24 protein-coding genes are annotated in these 23,565 nt (G+C 67.6%); 23 read left to right on the top strand and 1 reads right to left on the bottom strand.

What is annotated here, in order from left to right; translation table 11 throughout:
* The first annotated feature begins 53 nt into the window (after positions 1-53).
* From VGM20_08185 to VGM20_08195, 3 genes are read left to right on the top strand one after another with little or no spacing between them, the layout of a single operon-like run.
* Positions 54-1,079: a hypothetical protein gene (locus VGM20_08185; protein HEY4100839.1), complete on the top strand. Its 1,026-nt coding sequence runs from the start codon at positions 54-56 to the stop codon at positions 1,077-1,079.
* A complete protein-coding gene (locus VGM20_08190; GenBank protein ID HEY4100840.1) occupies positions 1,080-2,156 on the top strand; it encodes a carboxypeptidase-like regulatory domain-containing protein in 1,077 nt (358 codons plus the stop codon). It abuts the gene before it with no gap.
* The gene (locus VGM20_08195; protein ID HEY4100841.1) at positions 2,153-4,327 is read left to right on the top strand and encodes a M12 family metallo-peptidase; all 2,175 of its coding nucleotides are present in this window, start codon (positions 2,153-2,155) and stop codon (positions 4,325-4,327) included. The genes VGM20_08190 and VGM20_08195 overlap by 4 nt, the downstream gene beginning before the upstream one ends.
* A gap of 8 nt (positions 4,328-4,335) precedes the next feature.
* Here VGM20_08195 and rpsT read toward each other — a convergent pair whose 3' ends face one another.
* The gene (gene rpsT / locus VGM20_08200) at positions 4,336-4,584 is read right to left on the bottom strand and encodes a 30S ribosomal protein S20 (GenBank protein ID HEY4100842.1); all 249 of its coding nucleotides are present in this window, start codon (positions 4,582-4,584) and stop codon (positions 4,336-4,338) included.
* Positions 4,585-4,728: 144 nt separating this feature from the next.
* On the opposite strand from rpsT, the gene VGM20_08205 reads away from it, so the two are divergent.
* The 20 genes from VGM20_08205 (at position 4,729) to VGM20_08300 (ending at position 23,565) form a co-directional block, all read left to right on the top strand.
* Positions 4,729-5,424 (top strand): site-2 protease family protein, encoded by a 696-nt coding sequence (locus VGM20_08205; protein HEY4100843.1) that lies wholly within the window; start codon positions 4,729-4,731, stop codon positions 5,422-5,424.
* Positions 5,421-6,176, top strand: a complete 756-nt coding sequence (locus VGM20_08210) for a segregation/condensation protein A (protein HEY4100844.1) — start codon at positions 5,421-5,423, stop codon at positions 6,174-6,176. The genes VGM20_08205 and VGM20_08210 overlap by 4 nt, the downstream gene beginning before the upstream one ends.
* Positions 6,142-6,735: an SMC-Scp complex subunit ScpB gene (gene scpB, locus VGM20_08215; GenBank protein HEY4100845.1), complete on the top strand. Its 594-nt coding sequence runs from the start codon at positions 6,142-6,144 to the stop codon at positions 6,733-6,735. Before VGM20_08210 ends, scpB begins: the two co-directional genes overlap by 35 nt.
* Positions 6,735-7,469 carry a pseudouridine synthase gene (locus tag VGM20_08220; GenBank protein HEY4100846.1) on the top strand — a complete coding sequence of 245 codons (735 nt, stop codon included), beginning with the start codon at positions 6,735-6,737 and terminating at the stop codon, positions 7,467-7,469. The genes scpB and VGM20_08220 overlap by 1 nt, the downstream gene beginning before the upstream one ends.
* Positions 7,466-8,416, top strand: a complete 951-nt coding sequence (locus tag VGM20_08225) for a MoxR family ATPase (protein HEY4100847.1) — start codon at positions 7,466-7,468, stop codon at positions 8,414-8,416. The genes VGM20_08220 and VGM20_08225 overlap by 4 nt, the downstream gene beginning before the upstream one ends.
* 1 nt (position 8,417) lies before the next feature.
* Entirely contained in the window at positions 8,418-9,302 is an 885-nt protein-coding gene (locus tag VGM20_08230; protein ID HEY4100848.1) for a DUF58 domain-containing protein, read from the top strand.
* On the top strand, positions 9,299-9,994 hold the full coding sequence (locus tag VGM20_08235) for a hypothetical protein (GenBank protein HEY4100849.1): 696 nt from the start codon (positions 9,299-9,301) through the stop codon (positions 9,992-9,994). The genes VGM20_08230 and VGM20_08235 overlap by 4 nt, the downstream gene beginning before the upstream one ends.
* On the top strand, positions 9,991-10,971 hold the full coding sequence (locus VGM20_08240) for a VWA domain-containing protein (protein ID HEY4100850.1): 981 nt from the start codon (positions 9,991-9,993) through the stop codon (positions 10,969-10,971). Before VGM20_08235 ends, VGM20_08240 begins: the two co-directional genes overlap by 4 nt.
* Positions 10,968-12,575, top strand: coding sequence for a VWA domain-containing protein (locus VGM20_08245; GenBank protein HEY4100851.1), 1,608 nt, complete (start codon positions 10,968-10,970; stop codon positions 12,573-12,575). The genes VGM20_08240 and VGM20_08245 overlap by 4 nt, the downstream gene beginning before the upstream one ends.
* Entirely contained in the window at positions 12,572-14,554 is a 1,983-nt protein-coding gene (locus tag VGM20_08250) for a BatD family protein (GenBank protein ID HEY4100852.1), read from the top strand. The genes VGM20_08245 and VGM20_08250 overlap by 4 nt, the downstream gene beginning before the upstream one ends.
* 4 nt (positions 14,555-14,558) lie before the next feature.
* Positions 14,559-16,283: a DNA mismatch repair endonuclease MutL gene (mutL, locus tag VGM20_08255; GenBank protein HEY4100853.1), complete on the top strand. Its 1,725-nt coding sequence runs from the start codon at positions 14,559-14,561 to the stop codon at positions 16,281-16,283.
* The gene (gene miaA, locus VGM20_08260) at positions 16,270-17,193 is read left to right on the top strand and encodes a tRNA (adenosine(37)-N6)-dimethylallyltransferase MiaA (protein HEY4100854.1); all 924 of its coding nucleotides are present in this window, start codon (positions 16,270-16,272) and stop codon (positions 17,191-17,193) included. Before mutL ends, miaA begins: the two co-directional genes overlap by 14 nt.
* Positions 17,190-18,320 carry an N-acetyl-alpha-D-glucosaminyl L-malate synthase BshA gene (bshA, locus tag VGM20_08265; protein ID HEY4100855.1) on the top strand — a complete coding sequence of 377 codons (1,131 nt, stop codon included), beginning with the start codon at positions 17,190-17,192 and terminating at the stop codon, positions 18,318-18,320. Before miaA ends, bshA begins: the two co-directional genes overlap by 4 nt.
* The gene (locus VGM20_08270) at positions 18,317-19,141 is read left to right on the top strand and encodes an undecaprenyl-diphosphate phosphatase (GenBank protein HEY4100856.1); all 825 of its coding nucleotides are present in this window, start codon (positions 18,317-18,319) and stop codon (positions 19,139-19,141) included. Before bshA ends, VGM20_08270 begins: the two co-directional genes overlap by 4 nt.
* A complete protein-coding gene (locus VGM20_08275; protein HEY4100857.1) occupies positions 19,131-19,841 on the top strand; it encodes a biotin--[acetyl-CoA-carboxylase] ligase in 711 nt (236 codons plus the stop codon). The genes VGM20_08270 and VGM20_08275 overlap by 11 nt, the downstream gene beginning before the upstream one ends.
* Positions 19,842-19,856: 15 nt before the next feature.
* Complete coding sequence (locus VGM20_08280; protein ID HEY4100858.1) at positions 19,857-20,636, top strand: type III pantothenate kinase; 780 nt, start codon at positions 19,857-19,859, stop codon at positions 20,634-20,636.
* Positions 20,633-21,526 (top strand): UbiA family prenyltransferase, encoded by an 894-nt coding sequence (locus VGM20_08285; protein ID HEY4100859.1) that lies wholly within the window; start codon positions 20,633-20,635, stop codon positions 21,524-21,526. The genes VGM20_08280 and VGM20_08285 overlap by 4 nt, the downstream gene beginning before the upstream one ends.
* A 75-nt stretch (positions 21,527-21,601) precedes the next feature.
* Entirely contained in the window at positions 21,602-22,231 is a 630-nt protein-coding gene (locus VGM20_08290; GenBank protein HEY4100860.1) for a hypothetical protein, read from the top strand.
* A 7-nt stretch (positions 22,232-22,238) separates the two neighbouring features.
* On the top strand, positions 22,239-22,559 hold the full coding sequence (locus VGM20_08295; GenBank protein HEY4100861.1) for a hypothetical protein: 321 nt from the start codon (positions 22,239-22,241) through the stop codon (positions 22,557-22,559).
* An 85-nt stretch (positions 22,560-22,644) separates the two neighbouring features.
* Positions 22,645-23,565 carry a C40 family peptidase gene (locus tag VGM20_08300; protein ID HEY4100862.1) on the top strand — a complete coding sequence of 307 codons (921 nt, stop codon included), beginning with the start codon at positions 22,645-22,647 and terminating at the stop codon, positions 23,563-23,565.

Genomic DNA, 23,565 nt, shown 5'->3' on the forward strand with positions numbered 1-23,565 from the left:
TTGCCGTCCGTCGAGCTGCGACGGCGGTCTACCTTCTGTGCCGGACTCCAGCAATGACCGAGTCACCCGAGGATCTCGCCGCTGTTGAGCAATTGCTCGCGGAGAGTGATGCGTTGCAGGGATGGATCCACCGGATCGATCAGGCGCCGGTCACGGTTCCCGAGGCAGTCCGCGAGCGCGTCCGCCACGACTATCAGCAGCGTCTCGATCAACTGGCCGCGGGACTCCGGTCGCACGCCGACCTGATTGCGGCACGTCTCGAGGCCGATCGCAAGGATCACGACGAGATGCAGGATCGCGCGCGGGCGTCGCGCGAGGCGCTCGCGGAGGCAGAACTCCGGTTCGCCGTCGGCGAATACGACGGCGATCGTTTTGACGCCGAGCGGACCCGCCATGCCAGCGATATCGAGACGTTCGACGTGGCAATCGCCGCCGCGATCGAGCGGATCGGCCGGCTGGAAGAGGTTCAGTCGATGATGACGCGCGGATCGAGGGCGCGGCCCGTGGCGCCGGCGTTCGAACCGGCGGCGCAGCCTGAACCCGAGCCCGAGCCTGAGCCCGCGCCCGCTCCGCAAGCGGACATCGTCGAAGAGACTGCCGTCATCGCCGAAGTGGGGATCGTCGACCTGGCCCCCGACGAATCGGTGGACGTCCTCGCGGTTTTCGACGAGGTCACCACACCGACCGACGCGGCGCAGCAGTCGTCGAGCCCGGAGTTCGGGCCACTCTCGTTCCGCCCGACCGGTGAGGCGCCGCCATCGAATGGCGCGCCACATCGCGGCAAGGGATTCGACACCGCGGCACCGCTCGGCATTCCGGCCGCCGACGTTCCGCCGCGCTTCGTGCGCCCCGGCGAACGGATCAACGGGCCGTCGCCGGTGACGGTGCCACCGGTCATGGAGGCGACGCCGAACGGCGCGAGCGAATTGTTTGCCGAAGAGATCGTGGTCAGCGGTCCCGCCCCGGAGCCGACGACCGTCCCGGTCGGCCGGACGTTGCGCTGCGGCGAGTGCGGCGCGATGAATCGGCCGCTGGAGTGGTACTGCGAGAAGTGCGGAGCAGAACTGGCGGCAGTGTAAGTGAAATGGCTGGCGCGGTCGGTGTTGTTTGGAATCCTGGCCGGCGGCGCCCCGGCGGCGTTGCGGGGGCAGGCGATTCACGGTCGCGTCGTCGATGCTGCTCGGCGACCGCTGATCGGAGCGCTCCTCGAGCTGCGTGACAGCACTGGACATTCCGCCGGGATCGTCCTCACGTCGCCGTCCGGTGTCTTTGTCCTCACGGCACCGCGGCCGGGGAACTACCAGTTCCGGGTCGCGGCGATCGGATTCCAGCCCCACCCGTTTGCACCGGTTCACGTCCCCGCGGAGGGGGTCACGCTTCCCGATCTCGTGCTGCAGACGATGTCGATGCGCCTCCCCGATCTTGTCGCCGTCGGCCGGGGGAAGTTCTGCGGCAAGAGCGGGATTTCCGACGACGTCTTCTCGCGCATCCTCGAAAGCGCCCACACCGCGCTGCAGATCATCGAGGCGACGATCAATCAGCGCGCCGTCGGATTCCAGGTCGCGCGCATCCACACGCGCACCATCTTCGGCACCTACAACAATTACGAGATCGCCGACACCGCGCTGGTCCCGATGGCGGTCTGGCCGGTGCAGAGCATCAATCCGGATACGTTGCGCGTCGTCGGCTTTGGCCGGCTCCTCGAGCCGGGGAACGAGAACTCCCGGGAGTACTACGGCCCCGATGCTCGGGTCCTCTTCTCCGACTGGTTCCTGGACGGGCACTGCTTCACGGTCGACAAGCCGAAGAAGCACCGGCCGGCCGATACACTGCACGTGCGATTCAAGCCGGCGCACAAGACCCGCCTGATCGACGCCGCCGGCGATCTGGTCCTCGATGCGCACAACCTCGCATTGCTCGAGTTCTCGTTCACGCTGACGAACCTTCCCAGGTGGATGCCGGACGAAGCGGCCGGCGGCGAGATGCAGTTCTCCCGGCTCAGTTCCGGACTGTGGGTGACGAAGAGCTGGGCGATCTGGGCGCCGATCGGCGGGATCGCGGCGAACCGAGGTATCAGCGTTGCCGGCGAGGTCGAGACATATGGCTGGGTCGCACGCGTGTATGCTGGAAATGACACGATCCAGGTGATGCCATGATGCGGAGTGGCCCGCTCGCGATGGTGGCCGCTGCCGCGCTCGCCGCTGCCGGGTGCTCATCGTCGTCTGGGAGCGGTGGTGCGCTGCGGGTCAGCGTCGGCGGCCTGCCGTCCGGCGTCGCGGCGAACATCGCGATCGACGGCCCGGCGGGATTTCACACCACGCTCAATTCTGCCACGACACTCAACGGGCTCGCCGCGGGAACGTACACTGCGACCGCCGCCTCGATCGTGGTGGGGTCCGACGCGTATCAGGCCGCGCAGGCGACGCAGCAAGTCGCCGTCGCGTCGGGGAGCACCACGTCGATCATGGAGCAGTTCGCGGTCGTTCCGGCCACACTGCAGGTGAACATCTCCGGCTTGCCGCTGGGTACGGCCGGGGCGGTGACGATTACCGGCCCCAGTGGGTACGATGTCGGGGCAACGACCTCGACCACATTGAGTGGGCTCGCGCCGGGCGATTACACCGTGACGGCGGCCGCTGTTTCTCCCGGCGGTGTGCTCTACGCACCGGTGCCCGCGACTCAATCGGCGCGGGTGTCGCCCGGTGCGCAGCTAGTGGCCGGGATCCAGTACTCGCATCCCGAGTCGTCGCTCGCGATCACGATCGGTGCGGTGTACATCAATCAGGCGGCGCAATCGACCGGCGGTGCCGTCCCGCTGATCCCGGACCGGCCCGGCATCCTGCGAGTCTTCCTGGTTGGGAGCGAGGCCAACAGCGCCACTCCCGACGTACGGGTACGCCTCTACTACTCGGGCGCACTGTCGAACACCTACATCATTCACGCTCCCCGGATCGGCGTTCCGCTCGGCATCGACGAAAGCGATTCCACGGGGTCATGGAACCTGATCCTTGCCGAACATCAGATCGAACCCGGGCTCCAGATCCTGGTCGATGTCGACCCCAACGGTGTCGTGCCGCTGGCCACGCGTGCCACTCTGGTTTATCCGGCGAACGGCGTACCGCTGACGATGAATCTGCATTCCGGCCCGATCTATCAGCTCGAGTTCGTCCCGATCGTCAATTCATCCGACGGCACCACCGGAATGATCGGCGACACTGCCGCGCTCACCCAGGGGCTCCGGCTACTGCATCCGATGTGGCACTACACCGCCGGGATTCATGCGCCGTTCACCGCGTCCGGCGGTCCATTCGAGCCGTCGGACGCCAACGACGCCTGGCAGTTGACGCTGCAGCAGCTTGAAATGCTCCGCCAGACCGAAGGCAGCTCGTCCTATTACTACGGCGTCGTTCATCTGAACTACAGCTCGGGGACCGTCGGCCTCGGGTACATCGGCGTGTCGACAGTACCCAACTACCGTGCTGCGATCGGCTGGGACGCGTTGGGGAGCTATCCGCCTTTTGCCGAGGTCGCCGCCGAAACGTACGCGCACGAACTCGGGCACAATCTCGGCCTGCAGCACGCACCATGCGGCGGCGCGAGCAACCCTGATCCGGCCTTTCCCTATCCGAATGGCAAGGCTGGCGGCTCGGGTTTCAACGTGCTCACCGGCCAGATCGTCACGGCGCCGTCGTATGATCTCATGAGCTATTGTTCGCCGGTCTGGATCAGTGACTACAGCTACCGGAAGTTGCTGACGTATACCCAGGCATCGATCGCGGCGCCGCCGGCCGCAACGCGCAGTGTCCTGGTTTCCGGTGTCATCCGCCGGTCGGGCGGCACCCTCAATCCGGTGCTCGCAGTCACGGCGCCGCCCGTGATGCCCAGCGCACCGGGCGCCTATCGGCTGGTGGGGACGGGCACCGACGGATCGCAGCTGTTCGAGTTCACCTTCGACCCACCGCAGGTTGGCGACGCCGCGACGGCCGCGGTTCGCCCCTTTGTCTTCACGGTGCCGCTGACCGTTTCGTCAGCGCTGGCGTCGCTGCGACTCACCGGCCCGGGGGTCGACACCAGTCTCTCCGGCGCGCCGCGTGGATCGCTCCTCGGCGACACGACGTCAGTGACCGCCACACGGATCGCCGCCGACGAAGTGCGATTCGTCTGGAGTGCTGTGCGCTATCCGATGGTGATGATCCGCGATGCGGCGACGGGCTCGGTGCTGGCGATTGCCAGAGGAGGAACGATCACGCTGCGGGGGAAGACGGGCACCTTTGTCGTCTCCGCCTCCGACGGCGTCGCGTCGACCGACCTGCGACTGACGCCGTAGTGCCGAGGCTACTTCTTGGCGCTCTTCGCGAGGCGACTCTTGGTGCGGGCGGCGGTGTTGCGATGAATGATGTTCTTCCGGCCGGCACGATCGATCATCTGCTCCGCTTCCTTGAGCGCGCTGGCAGCCTCTGCCGGGGACGACGCCGTACGGACCTTCTTGATCGCCGTGCGCAGTTCGCTGCGAGTGGCCTTGTTCCGGGCGGTACGCGTCTTGGTCTGACGCATGCGCTTCTTGGCGGACTTGATGCGGGGCAACGGAGCCTCAACATGAAAAGGTGGATCAACCGCGGTCAGAATAGTCGGCCCAGCGGTCAGGTTCAAGAGAGCGGCACATCCGGGGCATCGGGATGGTCGCCCGGTCCGGGCGCAGAACCAGCTCCCGCACTACTTTAGCGCACCGTGCTCAACGACTTTCTGCTCGCCCTGCCGATGCTCCTCTTTGCGCTCGTTGCCCACGAGTTTGCGCATGGATGGGCTGCCTATCAGCAGGGGGACGACACCGCCTACAAGCTCGGCCGCCTCACCCTCAACCCGATCCCCCACATCGACCCGATCTACACGATTGCGATGCCGGTGGCGTTGTGGTTTCTCAGTCACGGCCAGTTCACCTTCGGCGGCGCGCGCCCGGTCCCGGTCATCACCCGGAACTTTCGCAACTACAAGCGGGGCGACCTGATCGTGTCGAGCGCGGGGGTCGTCACGAATTTCGTCCTGGCGCTGGCGTGCACCGCATTATTCGGGTTGCTGGGCATGCTGTACCACGCAGCGGGAGGGTCCGGGACGTCGACGGTGGAAACCGCGCAGCGGATGCTGTTTTGGGGGATCCACCTCAACCTGATTCTCGGCGTCTTCAACCTGATTCCCATCCCACCGCTCGATGGCTCGCGGATCCTCTACCATTTCCTCCCCACGGCATGGGCGGTGCGCTACCGGTCGCTCGACCGGTTCGGGTTCATCCCCCTTGTCATCCTCCTCTATGTGGCCCAGCCGGTCCTCGGGTGGGTGATGACGCCGGCCTGGATGGCTGAGTCGGGGTTGATCCACGCCGTCGCCCCCTTCGCGGTGGGCCAGGGCTGGAACATCTTTCAGGCATGACAGCGGCGATCGAGTCAGAAAGAGGCGACGTCGCCACCACCGGCTTCGTCGTGGCGCTCGACGGCTTTACCGGGCCGCTCGATCTCCTCCTGCATCTGGTGCGGGAGGAGCAGATCGATATCGCCGATATTCCGGTCGCGCGGATCGCCGATCAGTTCCTGCGGGCAATCCATGCCCTGGGGCTCAACCAGGCGGCGGACTACCTCGAAATGGCCGGCCGCCTGATCCGGCTCAAGGTGCAGCTCCTGCTCCCCCGCCAGGGCGACGACGGTGAATGGGTCGACCCACGTGCCGAACTGGTCCGCCGCCTCCTGGAGTACCAGCAGATCAAGGAGATCGCCCGCGAGCTGGCGCGGCTGGCGGAGCGTCGTGCGCTCCGTCACGGACGCGGCTATCTCCCGCCGCCGCCCGATCTTCCACCGATCCCGCTCTCGGTCGACCTGCTCGAGCTCCTCACTGCGGTGGAGCGGGTGATCCTCGCCATTCCGCAGCCGGTGCTCCATCGCGTGATCACCCGGCCGCTCGACGTCGAAGGCGCGGTCTGGCGGATTCAGGCGCTCCTTGCCGAACAGAACGAGTTCGACTGGCGCGCGGCGTTCGGACCGAAACCGACGATGGTCGAAGTGCTCTCCACCTTGCTGGCGCTCCTCGAACTCGCGCGTCGCGGTGTCTGCCGCCTTCGCCAATCCACTCCCTTTGCGCCATTGGTGATCGCCCGTGAGCAAGCTCTCCCCACTCTCGCAACTGCTTGAGGCTGCGCTGTTCGCGGCCAATCGTCCGCTCACCCTCGACGAACTCGAGGGGCTCGAGCCGGACGCCGCCGCGGCCGAGGTGCGCACCGCGCTCGACGAATTGCGCGAGCACTATGACTTCGACGGCCACGCCGTGGAGATCGCCGAACTCGCGGGCGGTTACCAGATTCTGACTCGCGCCGTCTTTGCCGCAGCGGTGGAACGCGCCCAGGCTTTGCAGCGGCAACCGCGGCTCTCCGCGGCGACGCTGGAAACGCTTTCGACCATCGCGTACCGGCAACCGGTGGGGCGCGCCGAGATCGAGGAGATCCGGGGAGTCAACTCCGGCGGCGTGCTCCGCACCCTGCAGGAACGCGGATTGATCGAAGTGGTGGGACGCGGCGAAGCGCTGGGACGACCGCTTCTCTACGGCACGACGGCGCTCTTCCTCGAGACCCTGGGCCTCAACGACCTGACCGACCTGCCGCGCGCGGAGGAACTCACCATCGCCTTGCAGCCGCACCGTCCCGAAGCAGACGAGGGCGACGACAGCGCGCTGGCGTCGGTCGAAGAGGGCTGATGGCATTGATGCGATTGCAGCGCTTCCTCGCGCGCGCCGGCGTGGCGTCGCGACGCCAGGCGGAAACGCTGATCACTGACGGCAAGGTCAAGGTCGACGGCCGGGTTGCGGAACTCGGCATGTCGGTCGATCCGGCGAAGTCCAAGGTGACCGTGGGCCGGAAGACGATCCGCCTCGCCACGCGCCGCTGGCTCGCGTTCCACAAGCCGCTTGGCGTGGTGACCACGGCGAGCGACGAGGCGGGGCGCCGGACCGTCTTTGATTTCATCCCCGATGCGTTGGGGCTGACCTACGTTGGCCGCCTCGATGTTGCGACGACCGGCTTGCTGTTGCTCACCACCGATGGCGAGGCGGTGCACCGGCTCACTCATCCGCGCTACAGGATTCCGCGGCAGTACATCGCGCTGGTTCACGGTGCGACCACCGCGGAACTCACCGCGCGGTCTGCAACGCAGGTGAAGGTCGATGAACGTCCTGTCGTCCCGAGCCGGGTCAACGTGAAGCCGGGGCGTAACGGACGGAGCATTCTGGAAGTCACGCTTGAAGAGGGACGGAATCGCATCGTCCGGCGGTGGGTCGAAGCGATGGGCGCCAAGGTGGAACGGCTGGCGCGGGTGTCGTACGGTCCGGTGCGGCTCGATGATCTCGAGCCAGGGAAATGGCGCCCATTGACGCCAGCCGAGGAACGCGGCATCTACCACGCGATCGGCTTGAAATCCGGAGGCAGCGAGTGACGTTCCCGGTCCAGGATGTTGTCGCAGAGATCCGCAAACGCGTCGTCGGGCAGGATGTCATGGTCGAGCGCCTGCTGATCGGCCTGCTCACCGGCGGGCATATCCTCCTCGAAGGCGTGCCGGGGCTTGCCAAGACCCTCACGGTGCGCACGCTCGCCGACGTGCTGCACGCATCGTTCTCGCGGATCCAGTTCACCCCCGATCTTCTCCCCGCCGACGTGGTCGGGACGATGATCTTCGAGTCACAGCAGCAGCGGTTCACGGTGCGGCACGGACCGATCTTCGCGCAGATCGTTCTCGCGGATGAAGTCAATCGCGCGCCGGCCAAGGTGCAGTCGGCGCTTCTGGAAGCGATGCAGGAGCGGCAGGTCACCATCGGCGGGACGACGTACCAGCTTCCTTCGCCGTTCCTCGTCCTCGCGACCCAGAATCCGATCGAGAGCGAAGGAACGTATCCGCTGCCGGAAGCGCAGCTCGACCGCTTCCTCCTCAAGGTCAAGGTGAGTTATCCCGCCCGCACGGAAGAGCGCGAGGTGCTGCTGCGAATGAGTGGCGCCGACGATTCCATTCCTGTGAGGCGTCTCGCCGAACCGGCGCAGGTCCTTGCCGCGCGCGAACAGATCGCCGCGGTCCATCTCGACCAGCGCCTCGCCGATTACATCGTCGACCTGGTCCGCGGGACGCGCGAACCTGGAGCGATCGGTCTCGGTCCGCTCGATGCGATGATCGCGTACGGTGCGTCGCCGCGGGCGTCGATCGCACTGGCGCAGACGTCGCGTGCGCACGCCTTCCTCCGCGGCCGTGATTACGTGACACCGGAAGATGTCCAGGAACTGGCGCCGGATGTGATGCGCCACCGGATCGTGCTGACGTTCGACGCCGAGGCCGAGGGGCTCGATTCCGACGCGGTGGTGAAGCAGGTGCTCGGCGCGGTTCGGGTGCCGTGACGTGCCGAGTCGTCTCCCGCCGGCACTGCTGAAGCAGGTCCGCACCCTCGCACTGCGCGGGCGGCGGGCCACGGACACGCTGCTTGGCGGAGAGATCCGGTCGGTGTTCCGCGGCACCGGCATGGAGTTCACAGATATCCGGCCGTACACCGAGGGCGACGACCTTCGGCACCTCGACTGGAATCTCCTCGCCCGGACCGGGCACCCGTACATCAAGCTGTATACCGAAGCACGCGAACTCACGCTGCTGCTGATCGTCGATCACTCGCGATCGACTGCGATCGGCGATCCCGAACCGAAGTCGGCGCGGGCCATCGAGATCGCGGCGCTCCTCGCGCTGGTCGCGGCGCAGCAGCAGGATCGCGTCGGCCTCCTCGGATTTGCGGATACGATCGGTCCGGTGATTCCTCCGGGGCGCGGCCATCGGCACGTCTTCGGCGTGGTGCAGACGCTCTTCTCGCTCGAGGCGACCGGCAGGGGAACCGATCTCGCCGGTGCGCTCCGGAGCGCAGGGTCACTTCTCCGGCGTCGGGCGTTGATCGTGGTGATCTCCGATTTTCTGGCGAAGGATTGGGCGACACCGCTCAAGGGACTTGCTGCACGCCACGAAGTGACGGCGATCGCGCTCGAGGATCGGCGCGATACGGCACTTCCGACCGGCGGGTGGGTGAACCTTGCGGGAGCGGAGCAGGGCAGCAGCACTGTGCTCTTTGACAGCAGTGATCCCGTTGCCCGCCGCCGCGCGGAAGCCGCGGCCAAGCGCACCCGGTTGAACCGCGCCAACGCGTTTGCGTCGGCGGGGGTCCGTGAAGTCGTGGTGCGCACCGAAGGCGACTACATGAGCGCGCTGCGGAGCGCCTTCGGCAAGTCGGGCGGGCGGCGATGACGCAGCAGCAGGTGCCGACGGTGGGCGACACGATCACCATCGTCCGGCATATCGCCGCGCCACCCGGTGCGGTGGTGACCGCGCCGTCGCCGACGGACTCGACCGTGGCGACACTGGTGGCGCCGCCGGTGATCACGCGCGACGGCGATTCGGTCCGCATTGCGTATACCGTTGCCGTGTGGGCGTCGGGACACAACGACCTCGCCCTTCCCGGTGTCATCGTCGTCGATATGCGTGGCCACGTCGACACCCTCGCCGACACGCATGTGAGCGTCGACGTCGCGTCGGTGCTCCCGGCGGCGAAGACCGCCGCGAACATTGCGCCGCATCCGGGGCGGCCGTGGCTGGCGAGTGCGGAGCGTTCGTACCTGCCATTTGCCGTTCTCGTTCCCCTCGCCGTGCTGCTCTCCGCCGCGGGGCTCTGGTGGTGGCGCCGACCCGGTCCACCAGTTCCGGTCACGCCTCCGCCGATGGCGCCGCCGCTCACGCGGGGGCGGATCGACCTGTGGCTTGGTGCCGGCGAGCCGCGACTCGCGCTCGAGCATGTCGAGGCGATGACCCGTTCGCGCGCCGACTTCGCCGAATGGAGAGCGCGCGCCGATCAGCTGCGCTTTGCGCCGACCGCCGACGACCAGCTCGCCGCGCTCGTGATCGAAGGATGGTCCCGCATTTCCGAGGAGCCGGCGCCGTGATCTACTTCGCCCGGCCGTGGCTCCTCCCGCTGCTGCTCGCGCTGCCGGTCTGGTGGTGGCTGCGCCGCCGCCAACATCCCGTGGCCGCAACCGTCAGCGATACCAGGCCGTTCGACGCGGCAACCCGCGGACGGTGGAAGCTGCTGCTCCCGCCGACCCTTCGTTCGCTGGCGCTCATCGGCTTGATCCTCGCGGCGGCCGGGCCATATCGCGCCGGTGACCGCCTGGTCGTGTCGGCCAACGGAGTGGCGATCGTGATCGCGATCGACGTATCGAGCTCGATGCTGGCGGAGGACTTCGCGCCATCCAACCGGATCGAAGTGGCGAAGCAGCGTGCCATCGATTTCGTGCGGGGGCGTAACGCCGACCGGATCGGCCTCGTCGTTTTTGCCGGCGAAGCACTGACCCAGGTTCCGGTGACGCTCGACTATCCGGCGCTGATCGACGCGATCCGGAATGTCGAGATCGGCGCGCTCGACGACGGTACCGCGATCGGATCGGGGTTGGCGATCGCGGTGGCGCGCCTCCGCAAGGTCCCGGGCGCCAGCAAGGTGGTGCTCCTCCTCACTGACGGCGTCAACAATCGCGGTGTCATCGATCCGCGTACCGCTGCGGAAACCGCCGCGGCGTTCGGGATCAAGGTGTACACCGTCGGGATCGGGTCGGAAGGCGAGGCGCGGGTGCCGACGCAACGTGATGCGCAGGGGAACTACCGGTATGAGAACATGCCGGTCGAAATCGACGAAGACCTGCTGCGCGACATCGCGCAGCGCACCGGCGGCGAGTACTTCCGGGCCAAGGATTCGCAGGCGCTGACCAGCATCTTCCAGCAGGTCGACAAGCTCGCTCGCGCGCCGGTCGACGCGGTGCGGTACACCCGCCAGCAGGAACGGACGCTGCCATTTCTCGCCGGCACGCTGGCAGCGCTCCTCGCCGAACTGATCATCAGCGGCACGATGGTGATCCGGATCCCATGATCTTCGAGCGACCGATCCTCCTCTACGTGGTGCCGGTGATCATTGCGATCATCGCGCTGGCGGCGTTCAGGTCGCGCCGGGCGCGGGAGCGGGCCGCCGATGTCTGGTCTCGCGCGCTCGGTGTCCGTGCCCGAGCACTGGGCCGGTATTCGGTGTGGATCGTTTCGCTGGTCGCGCTCTGCATCGCAGTCGGGATCGCCGGTCCGCGATGGGGGTCGGCGACGACGAGCACCGAATCGCAGGCGCTCAACGTGGTCGTGGTGATGGACATCTCCCGGTCGATGCTGGCGCAGGATGTGGCGCCCAGCCGCCTCGGCCGGGCCGTGTCGCTCTCCCGGCGGCTGGTCCAGGATCTCGATGGCGATCGTTTTGCGCTCGTCGCGTTCGCGGGTCACCCGTACGTCCTGTCGCCGCTGACCCTCGACGCCAGTTCGATCACGCTGCAACTCGACGCGCTCGATCCCGAGATGGCCAGCGTCGGCGGATCGGGGCTCGGCCCGGCGCTCGAGCTCGCGCGGAAGGTGCTGACGGCGTCGCCACAAGGTGGCGACCGCGCCATCGTGGTCTTCACCGACGGGGAGACCTTTGATGGGCCGCATCCACTCGAGACGGCGGGGGCCGGCCTGCGCCGCGCGGGAATCACCCTCATCGCCGTGCCGGTCGGCGACATCCGCGGCGCACGCATCCCCGATCCCGACGGAAGCTGGCACCGCGACCAGATTGGACGGGAAGTGGTCACCGTCCGGCGCGACGACCTGCTGCAGGCGGCGGTGCAATCGGCCAACGGCGTGATGATCGCCGCCAACGCCCCGGACCCTGTCGGCGACGTGCGACGCGTTCTGGCGCACCTGCACCGGATCCGCACCAGCGATCGTTCCGCCGCCGATCTGGTGCCGCGCGCATGGATCTTCGCACTGGTTGCCGCACTCGTGCTCCTGGCGCATACGCTCACCCGGCGGAGTGCGGCACTGATCGGAATCATGCTGGCAATCGGTGTGGCGCGGGCCGGAGCGCAACGGCCGTCGACGGGAAGCCGACTCCTCCTGCGCGGGGACACGATGCGTGCGCGTCAGGCGTTCACAGCGGAGATCAAGCGCCGCCAGACCGATTCGGCGTGGTTCAACGCCGGCACCTCCGCGCTGATGGCCAGGGACCTGCCGACCGCGATCGCCGAACTGCAGCGGGCGACGATGAGCGTCGATCCCGCGTTGCGGCAACGGGCACTCTACAACCTAGGCACCGCCTACCTCCTCTCGGCGCGACGCGACTCGACGCAGCGCGATTCGCTCTTGAATGCGGCGTCGACTCAATTGCAGCAGGCACTCCTGCTGGCTCCCAACGACAGAAATGCGAAGTTCAATTTCGAACTGGCACGGCGGATGAAGCCGCCGCCGAAGCCGTCGTCGAGCAGCAAGGGGAAATCCGGCGGTACAGGGAACCGACCGCCACCTCCTCCACCGCCGAGTGGTGGCGGCCGCAGCGGAATGACGCCGGCCGAGGCCGATCAGGTCCTCAATGCGATGGAGCGCGCCGAGCGCGATACGCGGCAGAATCAGAACCAGCGAATGCGGCGCGGTGAGCCGCAACTCGGGCCGGACTGGTGATTGCGCTCGCTCTGGTGGCCGCGCTGGCGTTCCAGGACACCAACACGACCCTGACGCCGCAGATCCGCGCGATGGTGGACAGGATGCCGCTCCCCCGCCCGGGGGAACCGTCGATCAGCGTCAAGTTTTCGCGCGATACGGTGTGGGTCGGCGAGCAGGTCGAATTGATCACTGCAGCGTGGTTTCCGCGCCAGCTTCGCGACCGGCTCAATCATGCGCCATCGATCCGATCACCGCTCCTCGGCGGTGTCTGGATCGCGCGGAACCAGCAGAATCCGGTGCCGGCGGGGACGCGATACATCGGCCACCAAGTCTACGATCTCTTCGTGTCGTACCAGGTGCTTTTCCCGCTCGGGCCCGGACGGATCGATGCGCCGCCTGCGACACTCAACTTCCGGGTGCCGACGTCTGCGTCGTACTTCGCCAAGGAGGTACCGCGAAGTTACGCCTCGGCGGCGGAACATCTGATTGTTCGTGCCGTTCCCGCTGCAGCCAGCGCTTCGCTGGGCGGCGGCCCCACCGCTCTCGCGATGCGCATCACCTGGCGCGCTCCGGTGAGCAGCATACGCGCGGGCGCGCCGACAGTGGTCCAGCTGGTCCTGAGCGGCGCCGGCAATCTGACGCTGTGGCCCGCGCCACAGGTGAAATGGCCGCCCGGCCTGCACATCTATCCCGAAGCGACGACCGAAAGCCGGACGCCCGATCGTGGCACCATCGCCGGGGAAAAGCAGTTCCGGTACACCGTCGTCGCCGACAGCGCCGGTGTGCTGACGCTCCCTGCAGTGAGCTATCAGTATTTCGATCCCGGTGCCGTCGAAACGCGATCAATCGCGGCGTCGCCGCTCACCTTGCCCGTCGTCCCCGCGGCATCGGCAACGTCCGACCGGCAACCGCCGCTGCTGGGCAGCGATTCCGACCGCCCGGTCGCCACCGTGGTGGTGCGATCGTTCTGGCCGGTACTGCTATTCGTGGCAGTGGCGCCCTGGCTCGTTGTGCTGATCCGGCGCAGGCGTCGGGTACTGCCAACGATCGCGAGCGCGCCTGCTGGTGGCGACCCCGAAGCGACGCTCCGCGCTGTACTCGGTACGCCACTCGATGCCGGGCCGGAACATGTTGCGGCAGCACTGCGCTCGCGCGGGGTCGGACGAGATGACGCCGAGCAGGTGCGCCGATGGTTGTCGTCCGCAGCACGGAACCGCTACGGTCCGGTGCCGGGGCCGTCGCCAGATCCACCGGCGATCGTGCCGACAATCGTCGCGAGGTTGCGCCGGCGAGCCGTCGCGGTGACGGTCCTGCTGATCGCGCTGGTGGCGGCGAGGCTCCCCGCGCAGGTTGGCGACGGCGTGGCCCGGTATGCCGGTGGCGACTATGCCGGTGCGGCGCGGATCTTCGAGAACGACGTCCGCGCGCACCCCACCGCCGTCGGTGCATGGCGCAATCTCGGTGAAGCGCGCTGGATGGCCGGCGACGATCCCGGTGCGGCAGCGGCCCTCATCGAGGCCCTTCGGCTGGCACCTCGCGACGGCGCGGTGCGGACGGCATGGCAACGCGATACCGCCATTCCCGGCGACGTCCGCGCCCTCGCACCGTCGGTGCCGCTGTCGCGCGACGAGCTGCTGCTGGTGGGTCTGGCGGCTTGGCTCGTCGCGAGCACGGCGATGATTGCCGGGTGGCGGCGCAGCGCCCTTGGCGTCGGACTGATCGGCGTGGCGGCGTTGCTCGTCGCGGCGACCCGAATCCAGGATGAGCATGCCGACCGCGCCCTCGTCCTTGCAACCACCACGATTCACATCTCGCCCCACCCGGCAACCAATGCGCTCGCCGATGTCGCCACCTGGTCGGTGGTCGAGGTGCATCGCCGGGTTCCCAACTGGGTGCTGATCGACACGCAACTGCGAGCGACCGTGGGTCCCGGTGATCGCACCATCGAAGGATGGGTCCCCGCATCCGCGGTCGCCGGAATCGGGCCACTACATTGAAGTCATGCCTGCCGGTACCGCACGCCGCATCGCCATCCTCCCCGACGCCGTCGCGAACCAGATCGCGGCCGGCGAAGTGGTCGAGCGCCCGGCGTCCGCCGCCAAGGAGCTGATCGAGAACGCCCTCGATGCCGGCGCAACGAAGGTCCGGGTCGCGGTCGAAAACGGCGGCAAGACGTTGATCGAAGTTGCCGATGATGGCTGCGGCATGACGCGTGACGAAGCGATTCTCGCGCTCGATCGGCACGCCACCAGCAAGATCCATCAGATCGGCGACCTGGTCGGGATCAGTACCTTCGGCTTTCGCGGCGAGGCCCTTCCGGCCATCGCATCGGTGTCGCGTTGCACCATCGTCTCGTCGACGTCGGACGGCGACGGCACCGAACTGACTGTCTCCGGCGCCCGTCTCGACCAGGTCCGCGACGCTTCGCGCCAGCGCGGTACCACGGTCACGGTGAGGACCCTCTTCTTCAACACACCGGCGCGCCGCAAGTTTCTCCGATCGGCATCGAGCGAATCGCGCGCGATCTGGGATACGGTGTCCACGCTGGCACTGGCGCACCCCGAGGTCGGATTCGACCTCACCCTCGACGGACGAACCCGTCTCGCCGTTCCCGCCGAGCAGACGCCGGACGAGCGGCTCGCCGCGATCTGGGGAGCGGAGCTCGTCGGCACGTTGATCGCGGTCGACTTCGCGGTCGGCAGCGTGCGGGTGCACGGTTTCGCGCAGCGCCCCGCCGACGCGCAACCGACCGGGCGGCGCACACAGCTCTTCGTCAACGGCCGGCCGTTTCGCGATCCATTTCTTGTGCGCGCCGCCGAAGCGGGGTACCGATCAGCGATTCATCCGGGTGACCGCCCGTCGCTCCTTCTCGCGATCGATGTCGATCCCGGTGATGTCGACGTCAACGTGCATCCCGCCAAGCTCGAAGTGCGGTTTCGTGATCGTCTCGGCGTGGAGCGGGCCGCGGAAGAGGCGATCCGCGCCGCGCTCGCTCGGCTCGATGCCTCGGCCGTCCTTGGCGAGACGTCGCTCTCCGCGCCGCGGCCGCTGTGGTATCCGGCCGGACTTGCTGACCGATCGGCGGCGCCAGGCGATCTCTTTGCACCGCTCGACGAGGCGGTCACCCATGCCGCACACCAGCCGGCCGTCATTCCGATGCTGCCGCACCTGCTGCAGCTTGCCGACACCTACATCTGTTACGAGGCGGCCGACGGTCTCGTGATCGTCGACCAGCATTCGGCGCACGAGCGCGTTCTCTACGAGGATGTGCTGCGACGCCTGCAGGGCGACGGGTTGCCCGCGCAGCGGCTCCTCCTGCCGATCACCATCGAGTTGAATGACGAGGAACTCGACGCGGTGTCGGCGCACGCAGAGCTCTTGCGCCGCACCGGATTTGAGATCGAGCCGTTCGGCGGCCGGGCCGTGGCAATCCACGGCGTTCCGAATCCGCATCCTCGCTTCGATGCCGAGAGTTGCTTCCGGGAGCTGATTGCCGATCTCGCGCGCGGCCGCTTCGGAGGATGGGCCAACCGGCTGGAGCGGTTTGCGGCGACGTGGGCGTGCCGCGCCGCGGTCAAGGCGGGGCAGTCGCTCGACGAGCGCAGCATGCGCGAACTGCTCACCGCGCTCTTCACCTGCGATCTGCCGCCGCACGACGTCCATGGCCGGTCGACGATCGTGCAGCTTCCGCTCGACGAACTGGAGCGCCGGTTTGGCCGACGCTGATACGCCGGTCATCGTCGGGCCCACGGGAATCGGAAAGACTGCGGTCGCGCTGGCGCTCGCCGCGTACTGGCCGCTCGAAGTGATCTCGGCCGACTCCCGTCAGGTGTACCGGACGCTCGACGTCGTCACCGCCAAGCCGACGCCCCGCGAGCGGCAACGGGTGCCACACCACCTCATCGACCTGATCCGCCCCGGCGAACGATTCAGTGCGGGACGGTTTGCGGTCGAAGCGGCGGAGGCGATTGGCGACGTTCGCGCCCGGGGACATCTTCCAGTCGTCGTCGGCGGATCGGGGTTGTACGTCAAGGCGCTGGTCGACGGTCTCTTTGCTGAGCCGCCACTCGATCGCCCACGCCGCGACGCGGTGGCAGCGGTCACCAACGCAATGGACCATGCGACGCTGGTGCGCTGGGCGGCGAGGCTCGACCCGGGGCGCGAAATCAGCGGAGGGCGGCACCGCGCCGCGCGAACCATCGAGATCGCGTTGCTCACCGGGCATCCGCTCTCATGGTGGCAGCGAACCGCCGCCGTTGGCGGACAGCTGCGCCCGTGGATCGTTCGCCTCACCGCACCGCGGGCCGTGTTGCATCACCGGATTCAGTCGAGGGCACAGGAAATGATTCGGCGCGGGATGGTGGAGGAGGTCGCAGCAGCACTGGCCGACGGTGCGCCGGTGGGCGGCCCGGGGATGGACGGCGTCGGTGTCCGCGAAGCGGTCGCCGTGCTGCATGGGACGCTCGCGCGCGATCAACTGGCGGACGCGATCGCCACGGCGACTCGTCAGTACGCCAAGCGCCAGGAAACCTGGTTTCGCCACCAGCTCGGCCCCAACGTCCTGACACTTGATGCGGTGCGCCCCCCGGAAGAGGTCGCCGCCGACATCGCCGAAGCATGGAAGGCGGCGGCATGAAGATCGGCATCACCTGCTATCCGACCTACGGCGGATCCGGCGCCGTCGCGACCGAACTCGGTCTCGACCTGGCGCGGCGCGGTCACGAGGTCCATTTCATCACTTACCAGTCGCCGTTCCGGCTCCGAGGCTACACCAAGCACGTCTACTTTCACGAGGTCGATACCTCGATGTCGAGGTATCCGCTCTTCGAGCACTACCCGTACGAGCTGGCGCTTGCGTCGCGGCAGTACGAGATCGCCGTCCAGGAAGAACTCGATCTGCTGCACGTCCATTACGCTATTCCGCACGCGACCACGGCGTTCCTGGCGCGCGAGATGCTCCGGGCCTCGCATCCGATCAAGGTGATCACCACGCTTCACGGCACCGACATCACGCTCGTCGGCCAGGAGGCGTCGTTCTACGCGATCTCGAAGTTCTCCATCGAGAAATCCGACGGCGTGACCGCGGTGTCGCGGTTCCTGCGCGACGAGACCTACCGCGCCTTCGGCTGCGTGCAATGCGAACTCGCCGTGATCCCGAACTTCGTCAACCTGAGCGAATACCGCCCCGACATCGCCACGGCGCGCGAGTCGCTGGTGCCCAACGGGAACCGGCTGCTGGTGCACGTCTCGAATTTCCGGGAAGTGAAGCGTGTCAAGGACGTGGTGCGGATCTTCGCCCGGCTTCGCCGCGCCATGCCGGCGACGTTGATGCTCGTCGGCGACGGTCCCGATCGCAACGATGCCGAGCAGGAGGCGCGCGACCTCGGCGTGAGCGATGACGTCCTCTTTCTCGGCAGGCTCGACAGTGTCGCACCGCTGCTCGCGGCCGCTGATCTCTTCATCCTGCCGTCGCAGACCGAGTCGTTCGGTCTCGCGGCGCTCGAATCGATGGCGTGCGGTACACCGGTGCTCGCGTCGCGCGTGGGAGGAATTCCCGAGGTGATTACCGACGACGTGGAAGGATTGCTCGAGCCGGTCGGCTCGGTCGAAGCGATGGCCCGCCGTGCGATCGATCTCCTCCGTGACACGCCGCGTTATGCGCGGATGCGCGACGCAGCGCTTGCACGCGCCCGCGAATTCGGGACCGACGCCGTGGTGCCGCAGTACGAAGCGTACTATCAGCAGATCCTCAACCGCCGATGATTCTTCCCGCACTCGTTGTCGCGGCGATCCTCGGACTGGTCGAGGGGATCACCGAGTTCCTGCCGGTGTCGTCGACGGGGCACCTCATCGTCGCGGGCTCGCTCCTGTCGTTCACCGGCGAACGCGCGGCCACGTTCGAGATCGTGATCCAGGTCGGCGCGATCTTCGCCGTGATCTGGCATTACCGCGCGCTTCTCGGCGAGCTGTTGATGCGATGGTTCCAGTCGCCGGCAGAGCGACGCCTCGGTGGCAGCATTGTCGTGGCGTTTCTTCCGGCGGCGCTGGTCGGCCTCGGGATGCATCGCTGGATCAAGTTGCACCTCTTCACCCCGGTCACCGTTGCCGGCGCATTCATCGTCGGCGGCATCGTGATCCTCATCCTCGAGTGGCGCCGGCCGGCGGTCTCGACCGATCAGGTGCACGGGATCTCCACCAAGCAGGCGCTGGGGATCGGCTGCGCCCAGGTGCTGGCGCTCTTTCCGGGGACGTCGCGCTCCGCGGCGACGATTCTCGGCGGATACGCGCTCGGTCTCTCCCGCGCCGCGGCGACGGAGTTCTCCTTCCTTCTCGCCATCCCGACGCTGATCGCCGCCGCCGGCTACGACATCTTCAAGAGCCGACACCTCTTCACCGCAGCAGATATTCCGATGTTCGCTGTCGGCATCGGCGTGTCGTTCGTCGCCGCGCTCTTCGTCATTCGCGGCTTCCTTCGCTACGTCCAGCGTCATTCGTTCACCGTCTTTGCCTGGTATCGCATCGCGTTCGGTGTACTGATCCTGGGACTTGCCGCGCTGCATCTCCTCCGGATGGATGCCACCTGAGCTGATCCGGGCAGCGGAGCTGCCGAGCACAATGGAGGCGGCTCACAGCCTGGCGCAGGAGGGCGCGGCGCATGGTACGGCCGTCGTGGCGGCGCGCCAGACTGCCGGGCGTGGCACTCGCGGCCGGAACTGGTCGTCAGAACCCGGTGGCCTCTGGCTTTCGGTCGTGGCGCGCCCCGCGCGCGCCGATGCGCTCGAGGCACTGTCGCTTCGCATCGGTCTCGCGCTCGCGCTCGCCCTCGAGGCTGCGTCGCCGGCGCTCCCTCGGCTCGATCTCAAGTGGCCGAATGACATCGTCGTCGACCGTCGCAAGCTGGCCGGCATACTCTGCGAAGCACGCTGGGCAGCGGGGAAGTGCCAGTGGGTCGTGGTCGGCTTCGGCCTCAACGTCCGCAACCCTATTCCCGATGACTTGAAGGAAATGGCGGTCTCGCTGTCGACCTGGGATCCTCGCGCCGATCCGGCCGAGCTCGCCGCTCCGGTCGCCGGCGCGATTGCGCTGGCGGCGCGCGAAGCGGGACCACTCACGCCAGCCGAACTGGCGGCGTTCGCGCTGCGTGATGCACTGGCCGGCGCGCGGGTCACCGAGCCGGTGGTCGGCACCGCGGCCGGGATCACCCCGCTCGGCGCGTTGCAGGTCCGGACTGACGTCGGCACGATGACCGAGGTCATCGCCGGGGTGGTGATGAGCCCAAAGTGACGCGAGATTCCTGACATGCTCCTCGTGATCGACGTCGGCAACACCGAGACGACGTCCGGCCTGTTCGACGGCGACGAACTCCTGGCGCGCTGGCGGCTCACCAGCGGGGTCGAGCGCACGCCCGACGAATGGGCCCTCGCGCTCGAAGCGCTCATCGTCCGCGCAGGCCACTCGCCGGCCGAGATCCGCGCGTCGTGCGTCGCGTCGGTGGTGCCGCATGTGACGCAACCGCTCCTTGACGCACTCCGCGATGCCGTGCACCCCAACATCGGTCTCGTCGAGCCACGCGCCGCCTTGCCGCTCACCCTCGATGTCGACGAGCCGCTGGCGGTCGGTGCCGACCGGATCGCCAACGCCCTTGGCGCACTCGATCGCTTCCCCGGCGACAGCGTCGTCGTCGGATTCGGTACGGCAACGACATTCAACTGCATCACCGCCGACCGCCGCTTCATCGGCGGGTCGATCATGCCGGGCGTGAGAACCTCCGCCGATCAGTTGATCCGGAAAGCCGCGCGTCTCGGCGCCACCGAGCTCGTGGCGCCATCGCGAGCGATCGCGCGGAACACCGAAGACAACATCCGCGCCGGCGTCCTCCTTGGCGCCGCCGATGCGGTGGACGGGATGATCGCACGGATCCGGGCTGAGTGGCCGGGAGCGGGGACACCCCAGGTGATTGCGACCGGAGGCCTTGCAACGCTGATCGCTCCGCTGACTCGATCGATCGCGCAGGTCGATCCCGATCTCACGCTGCACGGGCTCCGCGTGGCAGCACAGGCCATGCACCTGCTCGGATGAGCGCCGTTCAGAGCGTGGGCCACCGGTCGGGCGTGAGCCCGTATCTCCTCCATCTGCGCCCGGCCGAGTGGCCGATCATGGCCGCGCATTGTGCCGTGGGATGGTTGCTGGCGGTCGGATTCCACTGGCCCGATTCCGCCGCGATTCTCGGCATCGGCAGCTGGGTGGTTCTCCTCAACGGCGGGACGCTGGCGCTCAACTCCGCGTTCGACAAGGACGTCGGCGATATCGCCTTCCTGCGCAACCCGCCGCGCCCGCCGAAGTATCTGGCGCAATACGCCGCGCTTCTGATGGCGGCTGGCCTGGCACTGACGTGGCGTCTGCCGATCCGCTACCGTGAGTTGTACTTCGCGTGCGCGGTGCTGTCGGTGGCGTATTCCGTCCCGCCGTTCCGGCTGAAGTCTGTCGCTGGCGCCGATTGGGTCATCAACATGTTCGGATTCGGCACCCTCACGGCGTACGCGGGGTGGGCGATCACCGGCCGGATCCTGCACGGCCCGCTCGGACCGGTCCTCTTCGCGTTCACCCCGCTCTTCGCGGCGCTCTACCCGCTCACGCAGTTGTATCAGATGGACGAAGACCGCGCGCGTGGCGATCGGACCTTCGCCATCCGGCTCGGCCTTCGGCGGTCGCTGACGGTGGCGATCTTCTGCGTCGGCGTGGCGTTCGGCATGTTTGTCATGGCGGCGTGGGAGAGCGGCTGGACCGCGCGGGACATGCTCAAGTGGGCGGCGCTCGGTGTCGCGGCGCTGGCATGGGTCGCCGTCCTCGGACCGTGGCGCGCACATGCCAGAGTCTGGTCGTCACGCGAGCACCAGCGAGCGATGTACCACGCGCTGATCGCCTGGGCGCTGACCGACATCGCGATCCTGATCGGCTGGGCGGCATAACGGGATGCTGTCCGTGGCGTCCATCCCCTCGCTCCACTAGTTTTTGGGAACCATCCGCTCAATCTGGAGATGTGCATGGCGACCGCGGTCCAGGTGGACTCCCGCTTCGATCAGATCAAGATCGCACCGATCGTCCGCGCCTCGGCAATTCTGGCCATCGTTCAATCGCTGTGCGTCGTCGTGGTGTCGATCATCACGCGCTCGCTCAGCGGGACGATCGAACACGCCCTGACGGGGATCGTGGTCTACATCGGTGCGATGATCACGATCTTCTGGCCCGGCACGCGCATCCGGCCGAGGCAGATCGACGGGATCTCGGCCGCGGCCGGAATCGGGCTCGGCGCCACCTGGTTCTTCGTCCCGATCGACGCCTTGATCCTCCAGCCTCTCGGCATGTACACCAATCGGTGGCATGAAGTCGGCGGCGGATCGATCTGGTGGTACATCCCGGTGTGGTGGATGGCCGGGACCTTCATCACCTGGCAGGGATCGTGGATCCTCGCGCACCAGGCCAATCGAACCGGTCAAGCGTCCGTGCCGCAGGCGATCGTCCTCGTGACCGTTGTCTCGGCGATCGTCGGAGCGCTCGCGGCAGCGGTGCATTTCCCACTCGCCGGGTGGAACGTTCCCACCTTCGCTGTCGCGTTGATGCCGGGTCTCGTGGTGGCAAACGCCATCAGCGCGCTCGGCAGCAGGCGCGGCTGACGCCTGCATGTTCCGCGGCGCAGCGCGATTCGTTCTTCGCGTCGCGGGTTGGCTGCTCACTCCGCTGATCCTGCTCGTGGCCGCCGCGGTCGGTGCACTCGGCGGCCTCGTCGTGACCCGCCGGATGGCGTCGACAACTTCGCTCGAAGTGACCTTCGCCCTGGCGTTCATCGTTGCGGGAATCGTCCTGCGCCTCTGGATGCGGCTACTGCGGAACCGGCCCGAGCTGCGCCACACGCTCTCGATGACAACCGAAGGAATTCCCGAAACCGAACTGGTGGAGCGACTGGTCAACCCGCCGGAGCCACCGCAATCCAATGCCCGGTGAAGATTTCCAGGCTCGGCGCGGCCGCCCTCACGGACCCATCGGCCTGAGGCGAAGCGCCGCCTTCGCATCCTGCGCGCTTCTCATGATGGCGGCGCCGCTTGCCGCGCAGGATGGCGTCTTTCTCACCGCCGGACGCGTCCTCGCCGGAACTCCATCGGAGGCAAGCTGGCGGCTCACCCTCGAGCGCGACATCACCGGCCCCCTCGGCGTCGATGGATCGTTGCTCGAACTTCCCGGTGCCAGGCCGGCGACCGGCGATCTTTATGGCGCCGGCGCCGACCTCACGCTCTTCAGCGCCGCGCACGGCGTCCCGACGCTGCTGGTCGGAGTCGCCGGCGGAATCGGCATTGGTGGCCAGTCCAAACTCTGGGCCGCGGGATCATTTGGCGTCCGGATGCCGATCATCGTCGCCGGACCGTTCCGGGTGATGGCCGAAGGACGGTGGCGGTCGCTCACGGTCACCGGCAGGAACGGCATCGAGATCGGCGCCGTCATCGGGTATCGGTCTCGCCGGCACGAAGTACCGCCGCCGAAGCCGGAGGCCGCAGGGCTGTGGGTCCCGCCGCCGATCGCCGACATCCTGCGATCGCGAGGGATCCCCGACGCGAAAGCGCGGTTGCTCAGCAACGTCGTGGGTACGGCGATCGAGGAGATGGGCCAGCCGTACGTCTGGGGAGGGACCGGCAACGGCAGCGGCGGCTTCGACTGTTCCGGGCTGATCCAGTACGCCTACACCCGGTACGGAATCCGGATTCCGCGGACCGCCGCTGGTCAGGCCACGGCGGGCGTCGCGATCGAGCGGAGCGTCGAGTCACTGCTCCCCGGGGATATCCTCGTCTTTTCGGAGCGCGGTGACGTCCCGACGCACGTCGGACTGTACGTCGGCGAGGGGCGATTCATCCACAGCGCCTCGCGCGGTGTCTCCCTTTCGCAGCTCTCGGACGCCGACACCGAAGGACGGGGTTGGCTCCGCCGGTGGATCGGCGTCCGCAGGATCGTGGAGTAG

It is taken from the genome of Gemmatimonadales bacterium (assembly GCA_036500345.1).
GTDB lineage: Bacteria > Gemmatimonadota > Gemmatimonadetes > Gemmatimonadales > GWC2-71-9 > Palsa-1233.